Below are 20,600 nucleotides of genomic sequence, written 5' to 3'. Positions count from 1 at the left end.
CGCTGCGGTCTGTCAGGGCTTGTGCGCCCGCGAGAGGAACTCGTGGGACTGCATTTCCAGCAGGCGGCTGAGGGTGCGCTGGAACTCGAAGTTCAGGCGGCCACCGGTGTACAGGTCCTTGAGCTCCACTTCGGCTGAGATGATCAGCTTCACGTTACGGTCGTAGAACTCGTCGACCATGTTGATGAAGCGCCGCGCGATGTCGTCGGTGGTCACGCTCATCTGCTCGACGCCACTGATCAGCACGGCGTTGAAGATCTTGCCCAGCTCGATGTAGTCGTTCTGGCTGCGTGGGCCGTCGCACAGCTCGCGGAATTCGAACCAGGCCACGTCATCGCAGGTGCGCAGCGCACGGATCTCGCGATTCTCGATCATCAGGGGGTCGTTCTCGACCACTTTGGTACTGTTGTGGGTCAGCGCCTTGAAGCTTTCGCGCATGCTCGCCTGGGCAGCTTCGTTGAGCGGCGAGTGGAACAGCTCGGCCTGCTCCAGGTGACGCAGGCGATAGTCGACGCCGCTGTCGACGTTGACGATCTCGGTGTTCTCCTTGATCAAGGCGATCGCCGGCAGGAAACGCGCTCGCTGCAGGCCGTCCTTGTACAAGCCGTCTGGCACGATGTTGGAAGTGGCCACCAAGGTCACGCCATTCTTGAACAGCTCTTCCATCAAGGTGCCCAGGATCATCGCGTCGGTGATGTCCGAAACGAAGAACTCGTCGAAGCAGATCACCCGCGCCTCGTCGGAGAAGCGTTTGGCGATCACCGTCAGCGGGTTCTTCACGTCCTTGAGGGTTTTCAGTTCCTCGTGCACGCGCTTCATGAAACGGTGGAAGTGCGTGCGCACTTTCTGCTCGAACGGCAAGGCGTCGAAGAAGGTGTCGACCAGGTAGGTCTTGCCGCGGCCTACGCCGCCCCAGAAGTAGATGCCCTTGACCAGCTTGGGCTCCTTCTTGCCGAACAGCTTGCCGAACACGCCAGGTTTGCTGTGCTCGGCGGCGACCAGATCGTCGTACAGACGCTGCAGGTGGCGGACGGCATTTTCCTGGGCGGCGTCGTGGAAGAATTCGGGACGTTTGAGATCGGCTTGGTATCGTTCTAGGGGCGTCATATTCGTTAGCAAGGCAACAAAAACGGGCCGTCACTGTAGCGACGGCCCAGGATAATGGCAATGAGCTTTGCGACAGGGTGTCGCATCACTCCCCTTGGGGCTGCAGTGCCTTGCGCAACGCCTGAATGGCGGTATCGCGGGCTTCTGTCGTGGTGAACGTCGGGCCATCGGCCACGCAGGTGTCGTCCAGCCACAGCGTGAAGCTTTCGGCATCGCTGCGGATGTCCAGTTCACCGCCCTGCTGCAATTGCTTGCTGACCTGCCCGGCCGCCTTGCCGTCGGCGAAGCTGCGCGACAGCAGCAGTTGCTCGCCGCCGGCGTGGAGCAGACGGAAGCGGAAGCTGCCGTCGTCGTCACGGAAGCTGACGAAACGTGCAGCCTTGGCGGCTTTCTTCTTGCCTGCCGTGGTCACCTGAACCTGCTCGCGGAACGAGCGCAGCCCCACCGCCTCGCGCAGCTCACCCAGAAACGGCGTGGCGACGGCACGGGCTTTGGCGGCGCCGGCCAGAAGGATGTCTTCCAGTTCGGCCGGGCGCTCGATGAAGTGGTGATACCGCTCGCGGGCTTCACCCAGCTCGGCATCGAGCAGGTTGAACAGGCGCGCCTTGGCCTCGCCCCAACCCAACCCTTCGCGCAGCGCGGCGTGGAACTCGGCGCTCTGCTCGGACGTGGCGAAGGCCTGGAACAGGGTGAACAGGTGCGAGTTGTCCGGGTCCTTGGCTTCGCCCGGCGCGCGCGAGTCGGTGACGATGCGCGAGATGGCGTCTTTCATGTCCTTGGCGCTGGTGAATAACGGGATGGTGTTGTCGTAGCTCTTGGACATCTTGCGCCCGTCCAGGCCGGGCAAGGTGGCGACGCTTTCCTCGATCAAGGCCTCGGGCATGACGAAGAACTCGCGGCCCTTGCCGAACAGGTGGTTGAAGCGCTGGCCAATGTCGCGGGCCATTTCCACGTGCTGGATCTGGTCGCGGCCGACCGGCACCTTGTGCGCGTTGAACATCAGGATATCGGCGGCCATCAACACCGGATAGCTGTAGAGGCCCATGGAAATGCCCGCATCCGGGTCTTCGCCGGTTTCCACGTTCTTGTCCACCGACGCCTTGTAGGCGTGGGCGCGGTTGAGCAGGCCCTTGGCGGCCACGCAGGTTAGCAGCCAGGTCAGCTCGGGGATTTCCGGAATATCGGATTGCCGGTAAAACGTCACCCGCTCCACGTCCAGGCCCGACGCCAGCCAGGTGGCCGCGATTTCCAGACGCGAGCGCTGGATGCGCAGCGGGTCATCGCATTTGATCAGGGCGTGGTAGTCGGCCAGGAAATAGAACGAGTCGGCATCGCTCTGGCGGCTGGCGACGATCGCCGGGCGGATGGCGCCGGCGTAGTTGCCCAGGTGAGGCGTGCCAGTGGTGGTGATACCGGTCAGGATACGAGTGGTCATGGGTCGATTCTTGTTCAGGGCCCGTGGACGGGCATCAATTCGAAAGGCGCGGCAGCAGCAGATCCTTGAGGTCGGTCAGCTTGCCGTGGAAAAAGTGCCCGCATTCTGCCACTTTCAGCAGCTCGTGGGGGCGCTCGAGCTTGTCCGACCAGTCGTAGACGAGCGGTGGATCGACCACTTCGTCGGCGTCCGGCTGGATCACGGTCAACGTGGCGTGTACCGGTAGGCTTTCGGTGATGCGCATGACCGCCGGGGCAACCATGAACAACTGCTTCACCGCCTCGCCTTCAGCCTCCAGGCGGCCGGCCAAAGTCGCTGCCACGAAACCGCCAAAGGAAAAGCCCAGAATGGTCAGCGGCAGCTCGGGGTGTTTTGCTCGAAGCCAGGCAGCCACCGCCTGGGCATCGTCGACCTCGCCACTGCCCATGTCATGGCTCCCGGCACTTGCACCTACGCCGCGGTAGTTGAAGCGCAGCGTCAGCATGCCGGCATCGCGGGCAGTGCGCTGCAAGGTGGAGACGACCTTGTTGAGCATGGTCCCGCCCTGTACCGGATTGGGATGGCAGATCAAGGCAATGCCGGTGGCTTGGGCGGTGTCGAGGTACAACGCTTCGAGTGGGCCCAGCGGGCCGTCGATGAAAACTGCGGTTTCGCGGATGAGCAAGGGGTGAACTCCGTGACCCCAAGCGGGGTCGACTCGTCTAGCTGGAAGATTCTGTCCTGTGAAATTGCGCAAGCGCGCGGTATACAGCGCAGGTCCGAGCCGTTAACGTAAAGCAAAGCCGTTTATAGAGGAAGGACTCGTGGAACTCTCGCTCCTAGTTTGGTTGTTGCCGGCCGTGGCCCTGGTGGTTGGTGTGGTCATCGGTTTTGCCGTCGCGCGCCTGGCACCTCGCGCCGTGCCCAATGGTACGCAGCGTCAGTTGGATGATATCCAGGAACGCTTCGATACCTACCAGAACGAAGTGGTCACTCACTTCAACAGCACTGCCATTCTGGTCAAGAAGCTGACCCAGAGCTATCAGGAAGTCCAGGATCACCTGGCCGAAGGCGCCGATCGCCTGGCCCTGGACGAATTGACCCGTCAGCGCCTGTTGGCCGCCCTGCATTCGGACGTTCCGCAGCCCCACCGTGAGCGCCTGACGCCACCGCGCGACGCCGAACCTCCGCGCGACTACGCGCCCAAGTCGCCGAACGGACCTGGCATGCTGGACGAGCAGTACGGGCTCAAGCGCAAGTAAGACGGACCGCTCGAATCGCTCGAGGTGTATCGATAGAAAAGCGGGACCTGCACAGCCAGGTCCCGCTTTTTCATGCCTGGGCTACGGGTTTATGCCTGGGCCGCTTGGCCCAACGTTCACAGCGCCAGGTAAACCCCATCGAAGGGCGGTGTTATCTCGCTGCGCAGTATCCCGATCCACTTGCCGTGGGCTACTTCGTCGCTCTTCTGCTTCTCGAGCCCGTCGAAGCGTTGCTCCACGGTTTTCAAATGCGCGGCTGTGTAGGCATCGCGCGGGCCGCGCGGATGCGCGTAGTGAAAGTGCGCATACCACAAGGGCTTGCTCGCCGTGTCAGCCACCAGGTACTCCTCCAGATAGCCAGGCGAGCGCTTGAGCTTGCTGCGCGCCCCGACGCGGCTGATCCGTGCCTCACCCTCGCGGTACAGGTAGTCCACCCGCGCCGCCGCAGGAGGCTGCCACTTGACCATGTGGATGTGAATCAGGCGCCCTTGCTCGATCAACTGGGCGGCCTTGTCGCGAAACACCTGTGCTCGGCCGTGGGCAGAGGTCTGCTGACTGGTCGCCTCGTCCACCGCGTTGTCACGGGTCATTTGCTGCTCGACGGCGTCGGCCGCCTCGCTCAACTGCTGCGCGTACACCCGTAGCCGATCCTCGACCTCGACGGGGAGATAGGGCTTCTGCGCTTCTTTCCAGGCATTGCGGATCTGCTGGTCGGCGCCCTGCAACAGCTGATTGCCGCGCCGGATCGCGGCGTTCAGCGTGCTACCCGACGGTCGCGGACGTGCCACAGGAGCGGTTTCCAGTGCCTGCCAATCGGCTTGCGCCGGGTCCTTGTCGAACGAGGCCAGCACTTTCTTTTCGATGGGGTCGATCACGTCGACGATGTCGCGATCGGTGACCGCAACCTTGGCACGCCGCTGCCCCACCACCAACCCCCTGTGCCGGGTCACGAAGATGGTCTTGTGCCGGGCCTGCTGGCGCTGCTTGCGGGTCATCTTGAACTGCTCGCGGATCAGCGGTACCAAGGCCGCCTGGGCACTGTCGCGCAGCTCCTGAATCAGGTTGGCCAGGCGCAGGCGCGCAGGCGCGTAGAGTCGATCGCCGATCTCCTCCACATAGAACGCAAGGGACTGCTGCGCCGCCTCGTATTGCAGGTCCAGGCTATTCAACAGCTCGACCCGATCGTTGAGGTTGTAATCGGCGGTTTCCTCCAGGGCCGCATGGGTCTGCGCCGCCAGACGAACCGGCTCGGCCACCGAGTCCATCACCCTGTCAGCCACCTCCAGCGTGGCGATATAGCGAATGCTGGTCAACGCCAGGCCATCCACCAGCAGGCCGATCCAGCGCCGCACGGACAAGGCTTCGATCCAGTTCGCCGTCAATTTCTCCACGGCCGCCGCCCCTTCGATCGGCATGCGCCGAAGTTGCTCCTTCCACTGGGCTATTTCCTTGGTCAACTGAATCTGCTTGTCGAGGATATCGATGCTGTTGCTCACATAATCGAAAAACTCCTGGGATTGCTGATCGCTCATCTGCGAGCCATCCAGAAGCACACTGATGTCATCGGCCCTGTCGCGATAATCCAGGCTTTTGTAGCGCAGGTTGATGACTTCTTCCTGGCCCACTTCGCACAGCTGGAACAGCAGGCTGGCTTGCTCCTTGGCGCGGTTGCCGTAGGGCTCCAGGCGGTTCAGTTCCAGGCTGACCGCCAGCACTTGGCGCAACGCACTCAAATAGTCGCCGGTCGCTTCGCTCAGGGCATCGCGCAGCCCTCTCAGGCGCTCGCTGTCCTTGGCGTCGAAGGCACGATTGACCTTGCGCAACACTTGGTTGACACGGTCATGCAGAGCGGAGCGTTGTCGATTGAATGCGGTGATCTGCTGGTCGCAGGCCTGCATGCGCTCGCGGTTCGCCGCACGTAGTGCCGCAATGCTGCGCTTGGGTCCACCGCCGCGCAGACGCAGGTGCAGATCCAGGCGCCAACGCCCCACTTCGTCGCGCTCCACCCACGGCCCCGGGGATTGCGGGCGAGCCGCATCGACGATGCGTACCAGGCCATCGTCGACCATCACCGGATAGAAGTGTCCATCGAGTGGCAACAACCAACGCTCGCCATCCAGATACAGGCCACGCAGGGCGCCGTGGGGCAGTGGTTCAGGTAGCGGTTGCGGCGCGGCGACGCGGTAGCTGGCCAAGGCCGTGGCATCTTCAGGGCTGAGCCGATGCTGGGCACGCGCCCAGGAAAAACTCAGGTGCGCGTTGGCGTCGAACACCTGCAGCGGGGCTGGCGACAGTTGCGTGGCCACCGTGGCCGCTGCAGGCGCCGGCAGCACCGGATGACGGAACTCCCTGATCGCCAAAGCCCGTCCAGTGGTGTGAACCAGCAGGACCAGGGCAATGTTGAACAGCAGATCCACCAGTTGGTCATCTACCGCATCCTTGTCGCCGCCCGCCTGCGCCACGAGCGTAACATTGCTCGCCGCCATGGCCTGGATCAGCCAGCCAGCGGTAGCCAACGGTCCCGGAAGAATGGGCAAGAGCGCGTTGAACACTGTCCAGCCCACCGCTCGATAGCCAATCCAGCGGCTTTCCTCAGTGGAAACCGACTGCCGGTCGGCGACGGTGACCAAAGCATTCACACTGGCTTTATACAGCTCAGCCAGCACATCGCTACCCAGCGGCACACCCTTCAAGGTGGCAGCGGCCGGGACATTGATCGGCGCGAATTCCGAGCCTTGTACAAACCGAACCAGATGGGGCTGGTGAAAGCCACCATTGGCGTATCGCGCGCGGGCCGGCGCATCGAGCCAGTCAAGCACGCTGCGCTGCACCTCACCCTCTTCGGCAATGGCCTCGAACAGAGCAGCACGGTCCGGGTATTGAATCAGCGTCGGTTGCATGAGGGGGCGGTACAGCACCTGCAGCCCGGTTCCATCGATGGCCGATATCACATACATGTTGCAGACCTGGTCGACCTTCATGTCGGCCGCAGGCCATATTCCCAGCCCCTGAATAGCAATGGCCACCCCTTCGATTTCAGCGTCGCCGGAGGCCTCCATGACCCCGGCGACATACTTCCAACCCAGGCGGGTGAAACCCCACTGACCACGGATGCTGTTTTCCAACGCCAGCATGGGCAACTGACATTGCAACTGGCTGCCGAACAGCGCCTGGCGCCAGACGAATTCAGCAGGGTCCAGCAACAGCTTCTGGTTGAGCAACGCCAGGTAGCTGCCGCCTGCATCGGTCTTGGTGACCAAGGCCTGGATACTTGTCTCGTCGACCCAGGAAGGCAGTGTCGCTCCCGCCTTTGGCTTGACCACCAAGTGCCCCTGGGGTCGGCCCGATAAATTGTATAGGGCCAGGTCCACCAGGCTGATGGTGTGATCCTGCAAGGTGGTATCACCCGCATTGACGATGCTCAGCTGCGCGTTGGGTACCGTGAGAATATGCACTTCGACGTCGTCGACTGCGGCGAGCGGCGCATGCGGGTGGTCCTGGCCGATCTGACGGACCAGAGCCTGCTCGGCAAAGTCGGCGATGGTGGGTATACCGTCCAGATACGATGCCCGTTGCTGCTGTTCGCGCAGTGCGGCCAAGGTCGCCAGGTACAGCGAGAATTCCCGGCGCTGCTCGTCGTCGGCCTTCGTCAGCCAGGTCGGCAGGCTGTCCTGCAGGGCTTGCAGGCGTGCCCGCTCTTGAGCGCTGTCGATATCGAACAGGCACGTCACGTATTCGGTGCCCTGCTCCAGAGCCTCTGCGCCGAAGCCACTGGCTCGGCAATACCTGCCCAGAGCCTGCAACGCTTCGAGTTGCTGCTCCAGGATGGCCTGAGCCTGCGCCTCGAAGATGTTGCCCGTAGGCGAATACAGTACCAGTTCCAGCGTCGGACCGGTAACCGCACGACCCAGGTGCATGGCGAATGCATCCGCCATTGCCTGCAAGGTCGGGAACGTTTCCAGACCGTTGACCGGGGTGTACATCAGCAACACTTCGCCGCCATGGCTGCTGACCCGGCGGCGGATGATCAAGGCGTGGGTAAGTTCGGCATGGCGCTGCAGCGGCACGCCCATGGCCTGCACACTGAACAGGCTCGCCTCGATGGTGTCGCCGGTGTACAGCGCACGCTCGCGGGCGCCCGGCATCGACACCAGCAGCATGGCGGTAGCGCCCTGCTCATTGCTCAGGCGGCCTGCCTTTTGTTCGCGCTCCACGCTGTGCTTGAGCCGGACTTGCAGTGCGTTGCCCAGCCATTGCCAACGGTTGCCTCCCGCAGGCTGGGTCACATCCCAATAGCTGCACAACGCTTCGCTGTACGCCTGCAGTATCTGCGGGCCCCACTCGTTGATGATGCCCTGCACCTGGGTCATGTCCACGGCCAGCGCACCCGGGTTTTCAGCGCCTGCCTGTGCAGTGAGGAAATGGTAGCCCTGGACAAGGCTGATATGTTCGTCGTGCAGGTAGCGGTCGATCAGGACATTGGCCAGCGATAGCTTGCGATAACCCGCGAACGACGCAGTCCCCGGTCGGTTGATGGGCTCGAACAGATGAACATGGGAAAAATCCACGTTCAACTTGGGATAGACGACGGCGAATTGGGTTGCCAGCACCTGCAATGCCACCTCGCGCAACGAGGGGCGGCTGGCAAAATGCTTGCTGACACTGCTGGCCAACGGTGCGGATCGGGCGACTTCGCCGCTCAGGGAAAGAAGATGGGTCATGGGCTGTTGCCTTCACAAGAGATGAAGGCGCATCAGGCGCCGTTCGGCGCCCTGCCGGGTGGTAGAAAATTAGCCGAGCACACACAAAAAACCCTGCCGCGGCAGGGTTTTATGCAGTACTGCAAGGCTTAGATCGCGCCGCGGCTGCGCAGCAGCTCCAGCACCTGCTTGACCCCTTCATCCACCGACGAGGCTTGGGTGTCGATCACCAGATCGGCATTCAATGGCACGTCGTACGGGAAAGACTCGCCCGGGATGTTGTCCTGATCTGCAGCGTACAGACCCTGAGGGTCGCGTTCGCGGCAGACCAGGGGTGAGGCCTGGACGTAGACGGTCAGCAGGCGATCAGCGCCGATCAGGTCACGCGCCTGCTCGCGGCCGGCCGCATCCGGTGCCACGAAGGCGGCCAGGGTCACCAGCCCCGCTTCGTTGAACTGCCGGGCCACGTGAGCGGCACGACGCCAGTTCTCGGTACGCCCGGCGCGGTCCTGCGGCAAGCCCTTGTTCAGGTCATGGCGCAGATTCTGGCCATCGAGTACGAACACTGCGCGGCCCATGTCGAACAACTTGCGCTCCACGGCGTAGGCCAAGGTGCTCTTGCCTGCGCCCGAGAGGCCGCTGAACAGCACGGTCGCCGGTTGCTGGCCAAAGCGCTGGGCACGCTCCTCGGTGGTCACGTGGGCGGAACGGCCATGGGCCTTGCCACCTTGGGTGACCGCTGCCGGGGCGATGATCATGCCGGCGCCGACGGTGCCATTGGTCAGGCGGTCGATGATGATGAACGCGCCGGTGGTGCGGTTGCTGTCGTAACCGTCCAGGGCGATGGCGCTGTCCAGCGATACCTTGACCTTGCCGATCTCGTTGAGCTGCAGCGCACTGCCCGGGCCTTCAGCCAGCGTGTTGACATCGACCTTGTGGACGATGCTGGCGATCGAGCCCGGCACGTAGCTGGTGGCACGCTTGATGTCGTATTTCTTGCCGGGCAGCATGGGCTCTTCGGCCATCCACACCAGCATCGCTTCGAAGCTGTCGGAAACGGTCGGCACGTTGGCGGCATGCACCAGCAAGTCGCCACGGGAGATGTCAATCTCGTCTTCCATGGTCAGGGTCACGGCCTGGCCGGGGCCGGCATGTTCCAGTTCGCCCTCGAAGGTGACGATGGATTTCACCCGGCTGCTCTTGCCCGAGGGCAGCACCACCACTTCGTCGCCCTTGTGCACGACGCCGCTGGCCAGGGTGCCGGCGAAGCCGCGGAAATTCAGGTTCGGCCGGTTGACGTATTGCACCGGGAAACGCAGGTCGTCGAAGTTGCGGTCGGCCGCCACTTCCACGGTTTCCAGAATTTCCATCAGGGTCTGGCCGGTGTACCACGGCGACTGCTCGCTGCGGTTGACCACGTTGTCGCCCTTGAGCGCCGACATCGGCACGAAGGCCAACGTGGTCGGCTTCAGGCTGATGGCCTCGGCGAATTTCAGGTAGTCGGCCTTGATCTGCTCGAACACGCCTTCATCGAAGCCCTTGAGGTCCATCTTGTTGATGGCCACCACGATGTGCTTGATGCCCAGCAGGGACGCGATGTAGCTGTGCCGACGGGTCTGGGTCTGCACACCGTAGCGGGCATCCACCAGGATGATCGCCAGGTCGCAGGTGGAGGCACCGGTGGCCATGTTGCGTGTGTACTGCTCGTGGCCCGGGGTGTCGGCGATGATGAACTTGCGTTTGGCCGTGGAGAAATAGCGGTAGGCGACATCGATGGTGATGCCTTGCTCACGCTCGGCCTGCAGCCCGTCGACCAGCAGCGCCAGGTCGACTTCTTCGCCCGTGGTGCCGGATTTCTTCGAGTCACGGGTGATGGCTTCCAGGTGATCTTCGTAGATCATCTTGGAGTCGTGCAGCAGGCGCCCGATCAGGGTGCTCTTGCCGTCGTCGACGTTGCCGCAGGTGAGGAAGCGCAGCAGTTCCTTGCGTTCGTGCTGGGCCAGGTAGGCGAGGATGTCCTCGCTGATCAATTCGGATTGGTGCGACATGTTCTGACCCTGCTCTAGAAGTAGCCCTGACGTTTCTTGTCTTCCATGGAACCGGCGCCATCATGATCGATGACCCGGCCCTGGCGCTCGGACGTTCGCGTCAGGAGCATTTCCTGAATGATGTCGGTGAGGCTGTCGGCCTCGGACTCCACCGCGCCCGTCAACGGGTAGCAGCCAAGGGTGCGGAAACGCACTTTCTTCTTGACGATGCTGGCTTTCTCTTCTTCGCTGAGGTGCTCGAGAATGCGCTCGTCGTCGATCATGATCAGCGTGCCGTTCTTCTCGATCACTTCGCGTTCGGCGGCGAAGTACAGCGGCACGATCGGGATGCCTTCCAGGTAGATGTACTGCCAGATGTCCAGCTCGGTCCAGTTCGACAGGGGGAACACGCGGATCGATTCGCCCTTGTTGACCTTACCGTTGTAGACGTTCCAGAGCTCCGGACGCTGGTTCTTCGGATCCCAGCGGTGCTTGCTGTCACGGAACGAGTAGACCCGCTCCTTGGCCCGCGACTTTTCTTCGTCGCGGCGCGCGCCACCGAAGGCAGCATCGAAGCCGTACTTGTCCAGCGCCTGTTTCAGGCCCTGGGTCTTCATGATGTCGGTATGCTTGGAGCTGCCGTGGGTGAAGGGGTTGATACCCTGCGCCACGCCTTCTGGGTTGACGTGCACCAACAGGTCCAGGCCCAGCTCCTCGACCATGCGGTCGCGGAACTTGTACATCTCCTGAAACTTCCATTGGGTGTCGACGTGCATCACCGGAAACGGCAGCTTGCCGGGGAAGAACGCCTTGCGCGCCAGATGCAGCATCACGGCCGAGTCTTTGCCGATGGAATACAACATCACCGGGTTATCGAACTCAGCGGCCACCTCACGAATGATGTGGATGCTTTCCGCCTCCAGCTGTTTCAGATGCGTCAGTTTGTCAACCATGGCTACTCACGGAATACAGTCTTTATGGACGGCCTACGGGCCGTGTTCGAGCCGGTCACTCTAACACGGCGTCCAGTTTGGACAGCGGGGCCGGTTAGATCGAAGGGGTATATCAATATGCCTTGTGGTTTGGAGAGGCCAGCCTGCTTCCTGGCCTCTTCTCGGGCACCACGGTCCAACCATCAGATGGGATTGGGACAGTCGATAAACACATGCTCGAGCGCAAAGCGCCGTGCCAGGTAATCACCCAGCGCCTGGACCCCATAGCGCTCGGTAGCATGATGCCCGGCGGCGATGAAGCTGATGTCGTTCTCGCGGGCACTGTGAAACGTCTGCTCGGACGCCTCGCCACTGATGAACAGGTCCACGCCGGCGGCAATCGCACGATCGATGTAGCCCTGGCCACCGCCAGTGCACCACCCTAAGCGACGGATCTTTTCGCTGCCTTCGATCAGCAACGGTTCACGGCCCAGTACTTCCTGCACGCGCCGGGCGAAATCACGTGGATGCATCGGCTCGGGCAATGAACCGATCAGCCCGATCACTCGGTGATCGGCTGGGTCCAGCGGGCCTTCCACAGTGATGTCCAACTGCCGCGCCAGTTGCGCGTTGTTGCCCACTTCGGCATGCAGATCCAGCGGCAGGTGGTAGGCCAACAGGCTGATGTCGTGCTTGAGCAGCGTCTTCAGGCGCCGCTGCTTCATGCCGACCACGCAGGGGTTCTCGCCCTTCCAGAAATAGCCATGATGCACCAGCACCAGATCGGCCCTGGCTTGCACGGCGGCATCGAGCAGCGCCTGGCTGGCGGTGACGCCACTGACAATACGCATCACCTGCGGGCGCCCTTCCACCTGCAAGCCGTTGGGGCAGTAATCCTGGATCTTCGCGCTGCCCAGATAGCGGTCGGCTTCCTCGACCAACGTGTTCAGTGCCACAGCCATAAAAGTCTCCACAAAGGCAGTTCAGCATGGCGCGAGCGCCCGTATAATGCCGGCCATTATGGCGCCCCCGCGCGCCGAAGAAACAGCCCCTCGCTACCCTTCAGGATCGTCCCCATGTTCAAGGCCTTGCGCTTTTTCGGTTGGCCGCTGTTGACCGGCATATTGATCGCCCTGCTGGTCATCCTGCGCTTTCCGCAATGGGTGGGCCTGCCCAGCCAGGACGTCAACCTGCAGCAGGCGCCGCAGAGCGCCAGTGTCATCCAGGGGCCGGTGTCCTACGCCGACGCCGTGGCGATCGCGGCGCCGGCGGTGGCCAACCTGTACACCACCAAGGCTGTCAACAAAGGCGCCCACCCGCTGTTCGAAGACCCGCAGTTCCGCCGCTTCTTCGGTGACAACCTGCCCAAGCAACGGCGCTGGGAGTCGAGTCTGGGCTCGGCGGTGATCATGAGTCCGGAAGGCTACCTGCTCACCAACAACCACGTGACCGCAGGCGCCGACCAGATCGTGGTAGCCCTCAAGGACGGCCGCGAAACCTTGGCACGGGTGATCGGCAGCGATCCGGAAACGGACCTGGCGGTGCTCAAGATCGATCTGAAGAACGTTCCTGCGATCACCATCGGGCGCTCCGACGGTATCCGCACCGGCGACGTCGCCCTGGCCATCGGCAACCCGTTCGGTGTAGGCCAGACGGTGACCATGGGCATCATCAGTGCCACCGGACGCAACCAGCTGGGGCTCAACACCTATGAAGACTTCATCCAGACCGACGCGGCCATCAACCCAGGCAACTCCGGCGGCGCCCTGGTGGATGCCAATGGCAACCTGACCGGCATCAACACCGCGATCTTCTCCAAGTCTGGCGGTTCACAAGGCATCGGCTTTGCCATCCCGACCAAGCTGGCGCTGGAGGTGATGAAGTCGATCATCGAACATGGCCAGGTGATTCGCGGCTGGCTGGGCATCGAAGTTCAGCCGATGACCGAAGAACTGGCCGAGTCGTTCGGCATCAAGGATCGGCCAGGCATCGTGGTTGCAGGCGTCTTCCAGGGCGGTCCGGCGCAGAAGGCGGGGCTGCAACTGAGTGACGTGATCTTGAGCATCAACGGCGAGCCGGCTGGCGATGGCCGCAAGTCGATGAACCAGGTCGCGCGCACCAAGCCGGGGGATCGGATTGCCATCCAGGTGATGCGCCAGGGCAAGGAAATCACGTTGAGTGCCGAAGTGGGCCTGCGCCCGCCACCGGCACCGGCGCCGGTGAAGAAGGAAGAGAAATAGGCATGTGTCGGGAGGGCGGAAGTATCGCGGCAATTACCTCCCAAAACTTCCCTATAAAAAACCGACCTGCCCGCCTGTAAATAAGTATTCAATACTTAATTAAATGCAAAAACATAATCATGCGCACCTTTAAATAAACGCTAGCCTTTTCTCTTACAACTCACCGTAGGAGGCCGCGTCATGAACAAGCAAAAAGTGACAATTACACGTTTAGACTTGCCCGGTAATTTGATCAAGAATTCCGATTTCAGCAACGGCTTTGCCGAGTGGATTACCGACGATAAAGGCGATCCGGCCAACTGTGTCATTTCCCCGCCTGGCGTTCGGCTGGTCAACCAGGCGAGCATCAAGCAGGCCGCCACCGTAGAAGCAAAAGCCAAGCAATATACGTTCAGAATCAGCGGCGGGTCGTTTGGCACGCCTGCTACAGCTTCCAATACGCTGGACACCCTGGGTCAGGTGGTGATCCGGGAAGACGGTGCGCAGGTCAATAGTTTCAATCTCAACCCAGGCGTAAGTTCGTACACACTCGAACATATGACACAAAGCTCGACGACTCGTCTCGAGATGGAGATCAGCTCAGGGGGAAGCACACCCGTGACCCTCTGGGGCATAAGCCTTTTTGATGACTTCCCAGAAGCCGACGAGTTCATCAAGGACACTCATTTTCAGCGGCCATACATCGACTGGACCGGCGGCGTTAGTGACTGGCAATACGACGGGGTGCAACTGGCTGGTAACGGTAGCAGCGTTCAACAACTCATTCGAAGGCTCGAAATTGATACTGCCTACGTGATTACTTATGAATTGCTGCCATTCATCAATGACGCCGGACAGGAAGAAGATGTTTCAGTAGGAAGCATATCAGGCGATGGCGAATTTCCTTATACGGACATCTACCCTGGAATACCTGTGGCGCCTATTCGCTACACAGCGAAAAAAAATATGTTGGCACTAAGGCTTTCCGGTCCACGTATTCGTTTCGGATCGATCTCCATGAAAAAAGCGTAGACGGCAATTCGATTGCCATGCTGCTCTGTATACCCTCAGGCCTCTTTACCTGGAGAGGCCTGGGGGACTTATCGCGCTTCGAAACTTCCAACTCACCCATTACAACGCATCCAGCAACGCCTGATTCTGCTCCGTTGTACCGATGCTGATCCGCAGGAACTGGGCAATCCGCTCTTGCTTGAAGTGCCGCACGATCACACCTTTCTCGCGCAGGCGGGCGGCGATGGCCGAGGCGTCCTGTTCGGGATGGCGAGCGAAGATGAAGTTGGCCGCCGAAGGCAGCACTTCGAATCCGCGCTGCTGTAGCCCTTCGACCAGTTTTTCGCGACTGGCAATGACCTTGGCACAGGTGTCCTCGAAGTAGGCCTTGTCGGCGAATGCCGCCGCAGCGCCAGCGACGGCGATGCGGTCGATGGGATAGGAGTTGAAGCTGTTCTTGATGCGCTCCAGTGCCTCGATCAGATCTGGATGCCCCACCGCCAGGCCTACCCGCAGGCCGGCCAACGAGCGTGATTTGGACACAGTCTGGGTGACCAGCAGGTTCGGATAGCGATCGACCAGCTTGATCGCCGTTTCGCCACCAAAATCCACATAGGCTTCATCCACCACCACCACCGAATCCGGGCTGGCCTTGACGATCTGCTCGACCGCTTCCAGCGCCAGCAGGCAGCCGGTGGGTGCGTTCGGGTTGGGGAAGATGATCCCGGCGTTGGGCCTTGCATAGTCCTGCGCACGGATCTGGAAATGCTCGTCCAAGGGCACAGCCTCGAAGGGGATGCCATACAAGCCGCAGTAGACCGGATAGAAGCTGTAGCTGATGTCCGGGAACAGCAGCGGTTGGTCGTGCTGGAACAGGCCGTGGAAGATGTGCGCCAGCACCTCGTCCGAGCCATTGCCCAGAAACACCTGGTTGGTTTGCACACCGTAGTAGTCGGCCACGGCCTGCTTGAGCAGGTCGCTGTTGGGGTCCGGGTACAGGCGCAGGCTATCGCTCAACTCGGCGCGCATAGCCTCAATCGCCTTGGGCGATGGGCCGTAGGGATTCTCATTGGTATTGAGCTTGACCAGGTTGGCAACCTTGGGTTGCTCGCCGGGCACGTAGGGCACCAGGTCCTTGACGAAAGGGCTCCAGAATTTGCTCATGCTCACTCCCCTTTGGCTAGGTCAGGTTGAATACGGTATTCGGCGCTGCGTGCGTGGGCGCTCAAGGATTCGCCCCGAGCCAGTACAGAAGCGGTCTTGCCTAGTTCGGACGCACCCTGCTCGGAGCAGAAGATGATCGACGAGCGCTTCTGGAAGTCATACACCCCCAGTGGCGAGGAGAAGCGCGCGGTGCCGGAGGTTGGCAGCACGTGGTTGGGGCCGGCGCAGTAGTCGCCCAAGGCCTCACTGGTGTGACGGCCCATGAAGATAGCACCGGCGTGGCGAATCTGCGGCAGCCAGGCTTGAGGGTCTTCGACCGACAATTCCAGGTGTTCCGGCGCGATGCGGTTGGCCACATCGATAGCCTGCTGCATGTCACGGACCTTGATCAAGGCGCCCCGCCCATTGATCGAGGTGTTGATGATCTCGGCACGCTCCATGGTCGGCAGCAGCTTGTCGATGCTGGCCGCGACCTTGTCGAGGAATTCGGCATCGGGGCTGACCAGAATCGCCTGGGCGTCTTCGTCGTGTTCGGCCTGGGAGAACAGGTCCATGGCGATCCAGTCCGGATCGGTGCCGCCATCGCAGACCACCAGAATCTCGGAGGGACCGGCGATCATGTCGATCCCGACCTGGCCGAACACATGCCGTTTGGCCGTCGCCACGTAGATGTTGCCAGGGCCCACGACCTTGTCCACCCGCGGCACGCTTTCGGTGCCATAGGCCAGGGCGGCAACCGCCTGGGCGCCACCGATGGTGAACACCCGGTCGACCCCAGCGATGCACGCTGCCGCCAACACCAGCTCGTTGACCTCGCCTCGCGGCGTGGGCACCACCATGACCACCTCGGTCACGCCGGCCACCTTGGCCGGGATGGCGTTCATCAGCACTGACGAGGGGTACGACGCCTTGCCACCGGGCACATAAAGGCCAGCGCGATCCAGCGGTGTGACCTTCTGGCCGAGCACCGTGCCATCGGCTTCGGTATAGCTCCAGGAATCCTGTTTCTGCTTCTCGTGGTAGAGCCGCACCCGCTCGGCTGCGGTTTCCAATGCCTGACGCTGCGCATCGGTGATGCGCGTCAGCGCCAGCTCGAGCCGCTCACGCGGCAGCATGAGATCCGCCATGGAGGCGACCTGCAAACCATCGAAGCGCTCGGTGAACTCGACCAGCGCGGCATCGCCCCGCTCGCGTACGGCCTTGATGATGTCCAGCACGCGCTGATTGACCGAATCATCGGACATACTTTCCCAGCTCAACAGATGGTCCAGATGGCGGGCGAAGTCCGGATCAGTGGCATCGAGTCGGCGAATAGCAGTGGAAGCGGTCATGGCGGGCCTCAAATAATGGCAATTGCTCAAGCGCCGATAGATTACCAATCGATCCACATGGGCACTTGAGTTATTTGGCTATGATGCGGATAGACGGGCGCGGGTTGCGAATCCGCGCGGGGGGATCAGCCGCGGTGTCGCGACTCCACTGCCTTGCGCAGGGTGTCGATCAACGCCTGGATGCGGGCGTGTTGCATTTTCATGGAGGCTTTGTTCACCACCAGCCGGGAGCTGATGTGGGCGATCAATTCCTGGGGTTCCAGGCCATTGGCGCGCAGGGTGTTGCCGGTGTCGACGACATCGATGATCTTGTCGGCCAGGCCCACCAGCGGTGCCAGCTCCATGGAGCCGTACAGCTTGATGATGTCGACCTGACGACCCTGCTCGGCGTAGTAACGCTTGGCAACGTTGACGAACTTGGTGGCGACGCGCAGGCGACCAGTAGGCTCTGCCGCGCCAATGGCGCCGGCAGTCATCAGCTTGCACTGGGCAATCTGCAGGTCGAGCGGCTCGTACAGGCCCTGGCCGCTGTACTCGAGCAGGACGTCCTTGCCGGCGACACCCAGATCGGCAGCACCGTGTTCGACGTAGGTCGGCACATCGGTGGCGCGCACGATCAGCAGCCGTACGTCGTCCTGGGTCGTGGGAATGATCAGCTTGCGGCTCTTGTCCGGATTCTCGGTGGGCACGATGCCCGCCTCGGCCAGGAGCGGCAGTGTATCGTCAAGAATGCGGCCTTTGGACAGCGCAATGGTCAACATGGGAAACGTCAGTCCTTACAGGAAAGTTTCTGGCAACGACCGGGCGCATCCCTGCGCCCCGCACGCACATCAGCCCGGGACGCGACGGATCTTGGCGCCCAGCATCTGCAATTTTTCTTCGATGCACTCGTAGCCACGGTCGATGTGGTAGATGCGATCGATCAGGGTATCGCCTTCGGCCGTCAGGGCCGAGATCACCAGGCTGGCCGAAGCCCGCAGGTCGGTGGCCATGACCGGCGCGCCCTTGAGCTTTTCGGCACCGGTGACGATGGCTGTGTTGCCTTCGACCTGGATCTGCGCGCCCATGCGGTGCATTTCATACACGTGCATGAAGCGGTTCTCGAAGATCGTCTCGATGACCGCGCCAGTGCCTTCGGCAATGGCGTTGAGCGAGATGAACTGCGCCTGCATGTCGGTGGGAAACGCAGGGTATGGCGCGGTACGGACGTTGACCGCCTTGGGCCGCTTGCCATGCATGTTCAGTTCGATCCAGTCGGCGCCGGTGGTGATCTCGGCACCCGCTTCGCGGAGCTTTTCCAGCACGGCTTCGAGGATGGTCGGATCGGTGTCCTTGACCTTGACCCGGCCGCCGGTGCAAGCCGCAGCCACCAGGTAGGTGCCGGTCTCGATACGGTCGGGCATGACCTTATAGGTCGCCGAGTGCAGTCGCTTGACGCCATCGATGGTGATGGTGTCGGTGCCGGCGCCCTGGACGTTGCCGCCCATGGCGTTGATGAAGTTGGCCAGGTCGACCACTTCCGGCTCGCGCGCGGCGTTCTGCAACACGCTGCGGCCGTTGGCCAGCGCGGCTGCCATCATGATGTTCTCGGTACCGGTCACACTCACGGTATCGAAGAAGAAATTGGCGCCGCGCAGGCCACCCTCGGGCGCCTTGGCCTTGATGTAGCCGGCTTCCACGTCGATGACCGCGCCCATGGCTTCCAGACCACGGATGTGCAGGTCGACCGGACGCGAGCCGATCGCGCAGCCGCCGGGCAACGCCACTTCGGCTTCGCCGAAGCGGGCTACCATCGGGCCCAGCACCAGGATCGAGGCACGCATGGTCTTGACCAGTTCGTACGGCGCAACCAGGGTCTTGATGGTGCGCGGATCGATTTCAACGGCCAGCTTCTCGTCGATCACAGGCTCGATGCCCATGCGGCCGAACAGCTCGATCATGGTGGTGATGTCGTGCAGGTGCGGCAGGTTGGCGACCGTCACCGGCCCATCGGCCAGCAGGGTAGCGGCCAGAATCGGCAGGGCCGAGTTCTTCGCCCCGGAAATGCGGATTTCGCCATCAAGGCGAACGCCGCCAGTAATAATCAGTTTGTCCATTGGAGTCTCGACGCGGGGTGGCTCAGGAACGCTCAGCCCAGGCTGCGCTGCTGAAGAATTTCATGGTGATCGCATGGATGCTGCCATCGGCGATCCATGGGTTCAAATGAGCATAGATCTGTTGCTGGCGCTTGACCGGACTGAGCGCAGTCAGCTCGTCGCTGATCACGTTCAGCTGGAAATTGCAGCCTTCGCCTTCGACTTCCACCTGCACTCCGGGCAGTTTGGATTCAAGGAAACCCTTCACTTCTACAGCCTGCATGCTCAACCTCGATCGGCGCCCTGTGCGCGCGGGTCGGCCATCATACAAAAAAGCCCTGCGGCTGCGAACCCCGGATTCACGGGATCGAGCCAGAGAGCTGGGAAGATGGCCGGTCAAATCTGTGAAAAGAATTCGCTCATGCCAGTGACCTGAGCGATCTGACGCATATCGTGCGGCAATGCCTGAACCCGGACGGTCTTGCCGGCCGCCTGTGCATCGCGCATGAAGCCCAGCAGCAAGGATAAACCCACGCTGCTCGACTTTTCCACGGCGGTGCAATCGATGACCAGCGCGCCAGCCTGGCTGGACTGGATCAGCGCCTGACCCTGCTTGCGCAGGGCCGCGCCGCTGCGGTAGTCCAGCACGCCGGCCAGACGCAGCTGATCACCTGCCAGTTCGACGTGACCCTGAGCCATTACTGCGCGCTCGTCGGCGCAGCTTTGTCGGTCACTTCCTTGGCCTTGGCAACTTCGCCTGCCCAACCGTCGATGGTCTTGTCCAGGTCGTTGCCATTGCGCTGCATGCTGTCGGCGAACTGGTCGCGGAACAGCTTGCCGATGTTGATGCCGTTGATGATGACGTTACGTACCTTCCACTCGTTGTTCAGGTTTTCCAGGGTGTAGGAAACGGGATACACCGCGCCCCCAGTGCCCTTGACCTGCATGTCGACGCTGGTACGTGTGCCGCTTTCATCCTTGGCCGGGCCAACGGTGATGCCCTGGTTGTTGTACTCGAGCAAGGCGTTGCCGTAGAACTGCATCAGGCTGCGCTTGAAGTTTTCCTGAAAGCGGGCTTTCTGGGCAGGTGTCGCCCGGTTCGCGTATTTGACGGTCATGATGCTGCGCGAAATACCTTCGGCATCCACCACCGGTCCGACAATGCTATTCAAGGCCTCGTAGAAAGCCTGGGGGTTGCTGCGGTAGGTTTCACGATTCTTTTCCAGGTCCGACAGCAGTCGGTCGGTGACACCCTGGACCACCTGATGCGCGGACACCGCAGGGGCTGCGTTGGCCCACATCGGCAGCAGAGCCACCAGCACCAGCAAGCTGCGTCGCATGATCGAAAACATGGATAA

General features: G+C 61.7%; 17 protein-coding genes. 3 read left to right on the top strand and 14 right to left on the bottom strand.

Annotated features, from left to right (window positions below):
• Positions 1-12: 12 nt before the first annotated feature.
• The 3 genes from zapE to LT40_RS03905 form a co-directional block, all read right to left on the bottom strand.
• The gene (gene zapE / locus LT40_RS03915; protein ID WP_043186785.1) at positions 13-1,107 is read right to left on the bottom strand and encodes a cell division protein ZapE; all 1,095 of its coding nucleotides are present in this window, start codon (positions 1,105-1,107) and stop codon (positions 13-15) included.
• Between the two features lie 85 nt (positions 1,108-1,192).
• Positions 1,193-2,542, bottom strand: a complete 1,350-nt coding sequence (locus tag LT40_RS03910) for a tryptophan--tRNA ligase (RefSeq protein ID WP_043186783.1) — start codon at positions 2,540-2,542, stop codon at positions 1,193-1,195.
• 34 nt (positions 2,543-2,576) lie between these two features.
• Positions 2,577-3,206, bottom strand: a complete 630-nt coding sequence (locus LT40_RS03905) for an alpha/beta hydrolase (protein ID WP_043186781.1) — start codon at positions 3,204-3,206, stop codon at positions 2,577-2,579.
• Between the two features lie 139 nt (positions 3,207-3,345).
• On the opposite strand from LT40_RS03905, the gene LT40_RS03900 reads away from it, so the two are divergent.
• Complete coding sequence (locus LT40_RS03900; RefSeq protein ID WP_043186779.1) at positions 3,346-3,783, top strand: Z-ring associated ZapG family protein; 438 nt, start codon at positions 3,346-3,348, stop codon at positions 3,781-3,783.
• A 116-nt stretch (positions 3,784-3,899) separates the two neighbouring features.
• On the opposite strand, the gene LT40_RS03895 is transcribed toward LT40_RS03900, so the two are convergent.
• From LT40_RS03895 to LT40_RS03880, 4 genes are all read right to left on the bottom strand, one after another.
• Positions 3,900-8,504: a hypothetical protein gene (locus tag LT40_RS03895; protein ID WP_043186776.1), complete on the bottom strand. Its 4,605-nt coding sequence runs from the start codon at positions 8,502-8,504 to the stop codon at positions 3,900-3,902.
• A 128-nt stretch (positions 8,505-8,632) separates the two neighbouring features.
• Complete coding sequence (cysN, locus tag LT40_RS03890) at positions 8,633-10,531, bottom strand: sulfate adenylyltransferase subunit CysN (RefSeq protein WP_043186774.1); 1,899 nt, start codon at positions 10,529-10,531, stop codon at positions 8,633-8,635.
• Positions 10,532-10,545: 14 nt separating this feature from the next.
• The gene (cysD, locus tag LT40_RS03885; RefSeq protein ID WP_043186772.1) at positions 10,546-11,463 is read right to left on the bottom strand and encodes a sulfate adenylyltransferase subunit CysD; all 918 of its coding nucleotides are present in this window, start codon (positions 11,461-11,463) and stop codon (positions 10,546-10,548) included.
• 182 nt (positions 11,464-11,645) lie between these two features.
• The gene (locus LT40_RS03880; protein ID WP_043186771.1) at positions 11,646-12,404 is read right to left on the bottom strand and encodes a Nif3-like dinuclear metal center hexameric protein; all 759 of its coding nucleotides are present in this window, start codon (positions 12,402-12,404) and stop codon (positions 11,646-11,648) included.
• A 114-nt stretch (positions 12,405-12,518) separates the two neighbouring features.
• Between LT40_RS03880 and algW the strand changes: the two genes are divergently transcribed.
• Entirely contained in the window at positions 12,519-13,682 is a 1,164-nt protein-coding gene (algW, locus tag LT40_RS03875; protein ID WP_043186768.1) for a Do family serine endopeptidase AlgW, read from the top strand.
• A gap of 180 nt (positions 13,683-13,862) precedes the next feature.
• The gene (locus tag LT40_RS03870) at positions 13,863-14,693 is read left to right on the top strand and encodes a hypothetical protein (protein WP_043186764.1); all 831 of its coding nucleotides are present in this window, start codon (positions 13,863-13,865) and stop codon (positions 14,691-14,693) included.
• Between the two features lie 99 nt (positions 14,694-14,792).
• Here the strand turns inward: LT40_RS03870 and hisC are convergent, their stop codons facing one another.
• The 7 genes from hisC to LT40_RS03835 form a co-directional block, all read right to left on the bottom strand.
• Positions 14,793-15,836 carry a histidinol-phosphate transaminase gene (gene hisC / locus LT40_RS03865; protein WP_043186759.1) on the bottom strand — a complete coding sequence of 348 codons (1,044 nt, stop codon included), beginning with the start codon at positions 15,834-15,836 and terminating at the stop codon, positions 14,793-14,795.
• A 2-nt stretch (positions 15,837-15,838) separates the two neighbouring features.
• Complete coding sequence (gene hisD / locus LT40_RS03860; RefSeq protein WP_043186756.1) at positions 15,839-17,167, bottom strand: histidinol dehydrogenase; 1,329 nt, start codon at positions 17,165-17,167, stop codon at positions 15,839-15,841.
• A 125-nt stretch (positions 17,168-17,292) separates the two neighbouring features.
• Complete coding sequence (gene hisG / locus LT40_RS03855) at positions 17,293-17,928, bottom strand: ATP phosphoribosyltransferase (protein WP_043186752.1); 636 nt, start codon at positions 17,926-17,928, stop codon at positions 17,293-17,295.
• Positions 17,929-17,997: 69 nt separating this feature from the next.
• The gene (murA, locus tag LT40_RS03850) at positions 17,998-19,263 is read right to left on the bottom strand and encodes a UDP-N-acetylglucosamine 1-carboxyvinyltransferase (RefSeq protein ID WP_043186747.1); all 1,266 of its coding nucleotides are present in this window, start codon (positions 19,261-19,263) and stop codon (positions 17,998-18,000) included.
• Positions 19,264-19,285: 22 nt separating this feature from the next.
• Positions 19,286-19,525 (bottom strand): BolA family protein, encoded by a 240-nt coding sequence (locus LT40_RS03845; RefSeq protein ID WP_043186744.1) that lies wholly within the window; start codon positions 19,523-19,525, stop codon positions 19,286-19,288.
• A gap of 113 nt (positions 19,526-19,638) precedes the next feature.
• Positions 19,639-19,941: an STAS domain-containing protein gene (locus LT40_RS03840; protein WP_043186741.1), complete on the bottom strand. Its 303-nt coding sequence runs from the start codon at positions 19,939-19,941 to the stop codon at positions 19,639-19,641.
• Positions 19,941-20,594, bottom strand: coding sequence for an MlaC/ttg2D family ABC transporter substrate-binding protein (locus LT40_RS03835; protein WP_043186738.1), 654 nt, complete (start codon positions 20,592-20,594; stop codon positions 19,941-19,943). The genes LT40_RS03840 and LT40_RS03835 overlap by 1 nt, the downstream gene beginning before the upstream one ends.
• Positions 20,595-20,600: the final 6 nt, after the last annotated feature.

Origin of the sequence: Pseudomonas rhizosphaerae (assembly GCF_000761155.1) — a bacterium.
In the GTDB taxonomy this organism is placed as follows: Bacteria; Pseudomonadota; Gammaproteobacteria; order Pseudomonadales; family Pseudomonadaceae; genus Aquipseudomonas; species Aquipseudomonas rhizosphaerae.
Note: the sequence above shows the minus strand (reverse complement) of the source record. Positions and strands in the feature narration are given on the sequence as shown.